We start from the raw sequence: 7903 nt of genomic DNA, 5'->3' as shown, positions 1-7903 counted from the left end.
TATCGGTCTCCATCCACGGCATCAAAAAGTGTTAACCATGTCTCTTAACACCTGTTAACCATGTATCTTGACCAGACACGCCGGGCACGCCGCAGTGCCCAACATCCAATCCCAACTCCTAATCACATCCAACCGCCACGGTCCGCCCGGCGGTCGGCCCCTACCACTACAACCTGCTGCCTAAGGCATCCAGCGATCCGAACAATACTTCGCACTGATCCTCTTCGGCTTTGGCTTTCTCCCGCTTTTCGTCGGCTGTCTCTTTCTTCCCTATTCGCTCCTGGATGATGACTGAATACCAACCAGTACTGTACGTCTCATAACCGGGGGCAGAAGCGCGCGCCACAAGAGCTGGCTTCCCTCGATAGTTCATTTCCGAATACGTTATCCCGCTCCTGAGAATATCGTCTAGATCCAATCCAAGATCACCTCGCAGTTGCTCCCCATCCGTATCGGCAAGAATTTTTCCTTCCTCAGAAACGATGCATACGCGGGAACGCTGCCATTCCTCCTTGGGTAACGGAGTCGCTTCCACGATCACTTGAGCAAGCTCGTCCCAATTGAAAAGGATCCCCAGAACTCCTAGCGGACGTCCGTTTTGATCGCCTCCCTCACGTACGACACAAGAGTATGCAAGTACCCTGTTTCCATTGACCAAATCCGATGGATGACACCCTTCGAACCCGTACTCGTCACCGTTGCTCGTTTTCCGAGCTGTCTGAAACCATTCGGACTTGGATACATCGCGACCAACGCTGTGGTACTGTCCCGGGCGACCATTGGCGACGACCCTGCCCTCTAGATCCGTCAAAACGAGATCATAGTACACTGTGTAAGCCGACAAGATAACCCCAAGCCGCTTCGACGCAAAGGCTAGATCCTTTCTCTCCATAGAGCTCAGCGCATCCACCAGAGAGGAATCCGTCGCCCACCAACGAACGTCACAGGTACGTTCATACAAATTGCGATCAATCAAATCGATGTTGTTCAGGGCGAGATCCGCCAGACGCGTTCCCTGCATCCGGTCCGCCATTACATCTGCTAGATGACTGACTTCGTCTATCGTACCCTGTGTCTTCTCTCTTAGCTGTCTCGTTACACCAGAAGTGCGGTCCGACAAATCCTGTATCGCTTGAGCCACTACTGCGAATGCTGCACCGGCGGATCCTCCTGCTCTCGCAGCTTCGATCTGCGCATTGAAGGATAGCATTCGCGTCTGCTTGTTCACGGAGGTAATGTGCTCCAAGGCATCCTTAATGCTTCGGTTCAAGTCTCGAGAAAGCCCCGAGATATGTTCGTAACTGTATTCCTTTTCTACTTCTTTAATTGGCATTCGATTCAAAGCAACAATCACGGCCGAAGCCGCGAAAACGCCTCCACTAAACAAGCAATTGCCTGCTCAAAAAGAGGCGGAGTTAGCCTCCACTAAAGGGATTCCAGAGGAGGGATCCGCCTTTGAGCTTTTTACAGGCCACTTGTCGCAAAACTGTTACATATAAAATATTTTTACATTTTCTGTTGAATTTCACTCATCCTTTCTATGAATCCTGTTCAAATAAGAGCATCATCGTCGGAACAAAGAATTTCCCTTTTCCCCGATCAACCTTCAGAATCTGCTGAATAGAGCCGACCTCTCCTTCGTCAAAAACGACCGATATGCTCCTCATTCTCAGAACGTTCCTCATCCCCACTTTGTTGTCCTTCGTCTTAGTCATTTCGATTCAGGCAGAGCTTCCGTCTCAAAATCCAGTCGACTACGACCTGGAAGCCGCAAAATCAGCATACCAATCAGCTAAGCGCTCATATGAGCAACGTTCCCAAGAGATCAGCCGTATCCAATCTCAACTCTCAGCCTACTCAAAAGAGATCCAGAAGCTGCAGGCTCAGAATAAACGATTATCGCAGACAAACCCGAGCCATCCGAGTATCGCTCGTAATCGAGCCCGGATCCTCAAACTCAACAGCGAGATTCCGGTGCTGCAAAACCGACTACCGAAACTAGAAATCGCCATTCTCCCCTTCAAATCAGATCGAGACACTGCGAAACAGCAACTCGACCAGGTTAAGCAAAACATCGAGCAAGCGAAGGACCACCTTCATTACTTGGCAGGCGATCTCGCAAAAGTTGCCGTCGACTACGCACATGACCGAGGCGCCATCGATGGAGAAAGAGAGGGCTCTAGAATCGGAAACGAAGCCGGACGGGCGCTTGGCGAAGAATTGGGAGTCTATCAGGCGAAACAATCGGCAATCGAATTCGGCAGCCAATCTGGTACCCAAGAAGGCACCTCCTCTGGTGCTTCGGAAGCTGTCCGCCTCGCATACGATACAGGCGAAGCTGACGCATGGGAGGAGCGAGGCTATCGCGACGGCTACGACACGCACCTGGAGTCCCCTGATAGCACGGAGCAGTCGTACAACGACGCTTACGAAAACGGACGTCAGCGCGCTCAAAACGAGGCCTACGCTCGTTACCTTCCAGGAGTAAATCGGGCGGACGACTACTACGCAAACCAAGCCCTACAGAACACGCCTTCATTAGATCTTGAATACAACGTAGACGCACGCCCCTGGGTATCTCTCGCAAAACGAGCTTCCAAAATTCCGCAACTCCGATTGAGAGCCATTCCGTTCGAGAACAGAAAGGAGCCGGCACTACAAACATTCCCTCTTCCGGGCCATTTGCAGCTTAGCAGCGTTCATGATTCCATAGCGCCGCCCGACCTTATCATCGACTTCCATCCACATCTCTTCGAACCGAGAAGTTTTCCATTTGTACGCATTCCAACCCAGAGCCTACACAACTACTTCGAGGACGAATACCGAACTCACTACGAAAAGATTTCACGAATCGAATACGAAGAGGCATACGCGTTCCACTTCGAGCAGAGCTTTCACCGCTCTGCAGAGAACAACATCCGAATCTACTCAAACCCCAGCCTCTACCGGGATATAGCGGATGAAGCGGAGCGCTCCGCGTTCGATCACTACTTCGAAAACGCTCGAGCTGAAACCTTCAATCGAGACTACCCAGGCCTCTACCAGCAGGTGCGCGAGAAAGCGTTCCGTTCACCGGATACGGACTCGCAGCTCTACCAAGACGCGTATCAAAACGGGCGCTACAACGCCCACCTCGAGCGAGGCGATCAAGACGGATACCAGGACAATATTCGTTCCTTCCTAGCAACTGAAGAAGCCCGGGGCTTCGCCGATAGAGATCAATATTACAAAACAAACGCTGTTCTAGACGACATTCGGTTCCACTTGGAGGATGATAATCGTGACGGTGTGTTCGCTATCAACGAAGCCTTCCACCTCTCGATTGATCTAAAAAACCTAGGACTTACGACTCAAGGCGCGCAGCAAGCAAAGATCCGCCTTCACATCCTTGAAGGTCCAGCCAACAGAACTGTATCCGACTTTACACTTCCGCCCCTTGCCTCGCAGAGTCGAGTGAGTCTCGACCACGTTTTAAGCGGCCTCATTCGACGAAACGCACTCGCCAAGCAAACAGTAAAAATCAAAGCCGAACTCATCGAATTCGGGCGTATCGAACACAGCCAAACGTTCCGCTTCGTTGTCGACTACCCACTTGAGCTCACAGAGATCAATCACCCTGCCCGTTTGTTCTCAAACGATGAGAACTACACGGCAGCTAGGCTGGTGAATCCCACATCGCAAAGCACTCCGTCCGATCTCCAGCTACGCCTACTCGACTCCCACGACCAAACTCTTCTCACCCACTCTCTGCCCGCTCTCCAATCCGCCGGCTCCAACGAGCTATCCCTTCGCTACCTAATCGATCAACAAGTCGAATTCACCGGCCAAGACTTAACCCTCGAGCTCACCAGTCAGGATATCGTTCAACTACGCTACCGCTTTCCTCGCTCGTTCGTTAGCAAACGCTACGCTGCCGAATCGGATTTGCTCGTTTTCATCCAAGATCATAGAGCGTTGGACTTGCGCCCTCTAAAAGATAGGCTCGCTTCTCAGGGCCTCAACTTCGACCTCTTCTCGCTCGATCAGGAAACAAGTGCTCCCGCAGCATCTCTATTTGAAAGCTATCTCGAGGGGTACATCGTCGCCGAACTCGGGCGTAATCCAGATTCTAATACAGCAGGAGACCTCCAGTCATACTACCGTCAAGGGGGCTCGTTATTCGTCGCCTCTCCAAATTTGGCCCGCAACGCTGAGTGGACCGATTTCCTCCCACAGTTCGGTTTGAAATTGGTTAACAAAACGAGCACCCAAACCTTGAAGGGACAGAGTTTTCTTGAAGGAACTTTCTATCGGAACCAGTTCACCGCGAACACACGCCTCAGCTTCCAATCTCCGCAAAAGGGTGTTGTCGCCCATCCACTCATCCGTTCCGATAAGCGACGCGGTTTCGGGGTGGCCACTTACCATGCGGCCCGCACCCTCCATCCCATAAATCTGAATACTTTCAGCCTCGCGACCTTCTCCCTTGAAGAGCTTCGCCCCAACGAATTGGCATTCCTAATCGGCGAACTTTCGCTAACAGACAAAGGATTCGACTTCGCCTTGGAGCGTTTCGCCCAATCAGGCTCCGAAAAACAGGCCACCTATCGCGCCAATCTCCTAAAAACGCTCTTACTCGAAACCCACAGTTTGGCCGAACGCTTGAAGGACAAGAGTCACAAAGCGGCAGCCTCAGAGAACTACCAATCCCGCTTGGAAGCTTTCATCGATTTCGCCCACCAAAACGCGGACAGCAGTTTCCTCAGAACACACCTCTATAAAATCACCAGCGAACTTTCACGAAAACGTCACTCATCCGCCAACCGTAGCGAACTGAAGTCCTTGTCCCGCACTCTGAAGGGCTAGGCCCGGTAGAATAGTTTACTAAATGCTCTCACTGGATAGTTTTAGCCCGTATATCGATTGCTGAATTCTAAATGGCTCTGCTAACGTCCTCCCGCCTATGAACAACGACGCTAGCCCGAACACGTCTCGCCGTGCCTTTCTCAAATCGACCGGAGCGAAATCCGTCTCGCTCGCATTGGCCGCAGGAGGCCTACCTCTCGCCAACGCCGTCTCGAAAGAGGACGCCAAGCCTGCGAACGCTCCAACTCCGATTTGGCGCAACCGTCACCCTGACATGTCCTACCGCATGCTCGGGCGCACTGGTTTCATGGTTTCAGAGCTCGTCATCGGCAGCTTCGCCTACAAGTCCCCCGAGCATTTTCCGATTATCGACGACGAAATCGACCGGGGTATTAACTATTTGGACACGGCCTCCGCTTACGGGCAAGGCGCTGTCGAGTCGAACATTGGTGACTACCTTACCCAAAGCGGAAATCGCGAGAAGATCTTCCTCGCGACAAAACTGAGCGGGTACTACGGCTATGCGAGTTGGGCGATCAAGGAGATCCAAAAGGACCTTTCCGAATCCCAAATAGAGCAGATTCGCAAAAAAGGTGAGGAGATGATGATCGAGCGATCCGTCCTCAAGCCTGGTTACCACATGAACTATTTTGGCGGTCAGGAAGCGCAGATCCCGAAGGCTTACTTCCGCTACCTCATGCTGAAGGAATATGGCCACAAAGTCGCCTGGCAAAAACGCGCCAAGGAGCACGCCCGCAAATTGCTCGAAGAGGGGCTAGCCCGCCTTCAAACCGACTACATCGACGTGCTCCACTGCCCTCACGGCCTCGCGATGCCCGATCTGATAGAAGACGAAACCCTTGCTGAAATCTTCGCCGAATTTAAGCAGAAAGGTCTGATCCGTGCCTCCGCGGTCTCTTTCCACAACGACGTCGGAGCGAACCTCGCCAAAGCAATCGAAGTCGGCTACTACGATGCTGCGATGTTCGCCTACAATATCGCCAATCACGCGGCCCTCGAACCAACCATCTACAAAGCGAAACAAGCTGGCATGGGCTTGATAGCAATGAAGGTCGCACGCCTTTTCGCGATGAATGACCAACCTGAGTGGCGACGTGAGAAACTGAATACAACCTTACCACAGGAACCAGAACTCTCGACATTCGCGAAAGCGTACCTGTGGGCATTGCAAAACCCGAACCTCTCAGCCTGCGTCTCCCAAATGGAGTCGCACGACGAGGTCGCGGAAAATGCAAGTATCGTCGGCAAGAAGTTCGATCTCCAACCCGCTTAAAAGGTAGGGCGTGACCGCCGGGCACGCCGCGACAGCCAAATCACGGCTAGCACGGCAGGCGAGCCGCCACCCTATTTCGCCATCCGCTTGCGCACTTCCTTGGCGTACCAAACGACAGGAGCGATCACCATTAGAGCGGTCACTCCCAAAACAATTCCGTATACGTCGTCGACCGTACCGAGGCTCATGATCTGACCCGCTTTTTCGCTGTTCACCTCGTTAGCGAAAGCAACGTGGCCAATTGCAGCCTCCTTGGCCACTGAGAAGCTTTGGCTAAACGCGCTTTCCCACCCCGTGGAGGACAACGTTGAATACGCTTTGTAGCCAATCGCACAGGAGCCCATCGCGATAAAGCCAATACCAATCGCACCCATTGAAAAGATACCGAAACTCACTGCGGCAATCGAAACAATGCCGAACGAAATGATACCAACGCATACGGGAGCGACGGTGATACCTCCCCAAGCAATGAGAAGACCGTAAGCTTTTTCGCCGCCCGCAATCCAGCCAAACGCAGGGCCATCTCCCTCGTCAGTGATATTAAACTTCACGTGCACAAGAGGCACCCCGAGAAAACTCCACTTGCTTTTGTAAGACCGTTTCTTCGAACCAACCTGATCGACGTCTGCAGTGAACAGATCCGGTCTTCTAGCTCGTTCCGCCATTCGCAAGCGCTGCATTCCCTTCATCTGCCGCCAGGTCATAATGGAGTAACCGAGGGCAAAAACAGCTACGAGCCCTTGGGACACGACCGCGTAGTATCCAGGATTCCCATACTCATGGATAGCCAAGTAACGCATGCCTAACAAAGCAGCGATCAGCAAAACGAACGAACCAAGATAGCAGACAACCGACTTAACGATGTAGCGCCGTTCACGCTTGGTACGCGACTGGTCGAAATTCGCTCTCAAGGCAAACATCGTACTAATCAGCCCCGACACCGAGGCTAAGAAGGACGCTATCGTCGCCCACTTAAACCAGGAGCCAACCTGCACAGCCGCAGCCCCCGCTCCCGCAGCCTTCGCTGGCGGAGCAATCGTCGCCATAGCCGCCAGTACCCCCGCTGTGAATACGCCCCCTGGAGTGCTTTTTGCCAACGCCTCTTCCACGAAGGTCATCATCTTCTCCTGGAGCATCTTTCTGCCACGTGAGAGACGTTGCTTCACCGCATCCTCGCTTAGATCTAATTCGTAAGCGACATGCTCAATTGATCGGTGCTCTCGATAATATAAAACTAAAGGTTCGCGATAGTTCTCGGGGACTTTCTCTAGGGCCTGCCAAAGCAGGGCTTGCTCTTCTTCTTTCATCGTCACGTCTTCAGTTCTCGCTTCTTCCGACTCGAGCTCACGCATATCGTCCAGCTCCACCGCGCCACCAATGGGGCGTCTCGCTTCGCTCCGACGGTAGTGACTTACCTTGAATCGCAGGATCCCGCATAACCAAGACTTCAGCTTTTCTGGGTCCTTGAGAGCTCCGAGTTTCTTCCAAGCCTCGACGAAGGCGTCCTGGGCAACGTCTTCGCTTGCCGCCAAATCCCCCAGTGAAGAATAAGCAAGCGAACAAAGTAGCCCCTGATAACGGGTGACGATTTTACCGAATGCGTCCCGATCACCGCCCAAGGAAGCGAGCACGAGCGACGCGTCATCATCTTCCTGATATGTGGTTCTAGATTTAAAGAGTTTCATGGTGTTTCGCCATAGGAGTGCCCGGTACTTCGACAAAGGTGACAGACTTTTTTCAAAAAAGCGAAGTTCAACCGTAGCG

The 7903-nt window shown here is 52.6% G+C and carries 4 protein-coding genes; 2 read left to right on the top strand and 2 right to left on the bottom strand.

Annotated elements, in window-relative coordinates:
- Positions 1-166: 166 nt before the first annotated feature.
- A complete protein-coding gene (locus JIN87_RS27330; RefSeq protein WP_200359799.1) occupies positions 167-1333 on the bottom strand; it encodes a cache domain-containing protein in 1167 nt (388 codons plus the stop codon).
- Positions 1334-1656: 323 nt separating this feature from the next.
- Here JIN87_RS27330 and JIN87_RS27325 point away from each other — a divergent pair, with 323 nt between their 5' ends.
- Positions 1657-4845: a coiled-coil domain-containing protein gene (locus JIN87_RS27325; protein WP_200359797.1), complete on the top strand. Its 3189-nt coding sequence runs from the start codon at positions 1657-1659 to the stop codon at positions 4843-4845.
- A 97-nt stretch (positions 4846-4942) separates the two neighbouring features.
- Positions 4943-6139, top strand: a complete 1197-nt coding sequence (locus tag JIN87_RS27320) for an aldo/keto reductase (protein WP_200359795.1) — start codon at positions 4943-4945, stop codon at positions 6137-6139.
- A gap of 71 nt (positions 6140-6210) precedes the next feature.
- On the opposite strand, the gene JIN87_RS27315 is transcribed toward JIN87_RS27320, so the two are convergent.
- Positions 6211-7824: an RNA polymerase sigma factor gene (locus JIN87_RS27315; RefSeq protein WP_200359793.1), complete on the bottom strand. Its 1614-nt coding sequence runs from the start codon at positions 7822-7824 to the stop codon at positions 6211-6213.
- Positions 7825-7903 lie beyond the last annotated feature (79 nt).

Source organism: Pelagicoccus mobilis, from assembly GCF_016595505.1.
Classification (GTDB): domain Bacteria; phylum Verrucomicrobiota; class Verrucomicrobiia; order Opitutales; family Opitutaceae; genus Pelagicoccus; species Pelagicoccus mobilis.
The sequence above is the reverse complement of the archived record's forward strand: the minus strand, read 5'-3'. Positions and strand labels throughout refer to the sequence as shown.

What these genes read in the sequence shown, in the direction of transcription:
- JIN87_RS27330 (WP_200359799.1), bottom strand. Translation starts at nt 1,333, where the DNA reads ATGCCAATTAAAGAAGTAGAAAAGGAATACAGTTACGAACATATCTCG.
- JIN87_RS27325 (WP_200359797.1), top strand. Translation starts at nt 1,657, where the DNA reads ATGCTCCTCATTCTCAGAACGTTCCTCATCCCCACTTTGTTGTCCTTC.
- JIN87_RS27320 (WP_200359795.1), top strand. Translation starts at nt 4,943, where the DNA reads ATGAACAACGACGCTAGCCCGAACACGTCTCGCCGTGCCTTTCTCAAA.
- JIN87_RS27315 (WP_200359793.1), bottom strand. Translation starts at nt 7,824, where the DNA reads ATGAAACTCTTTAAATCTAGAACCACATATCAGGAAGATGATGACGCG.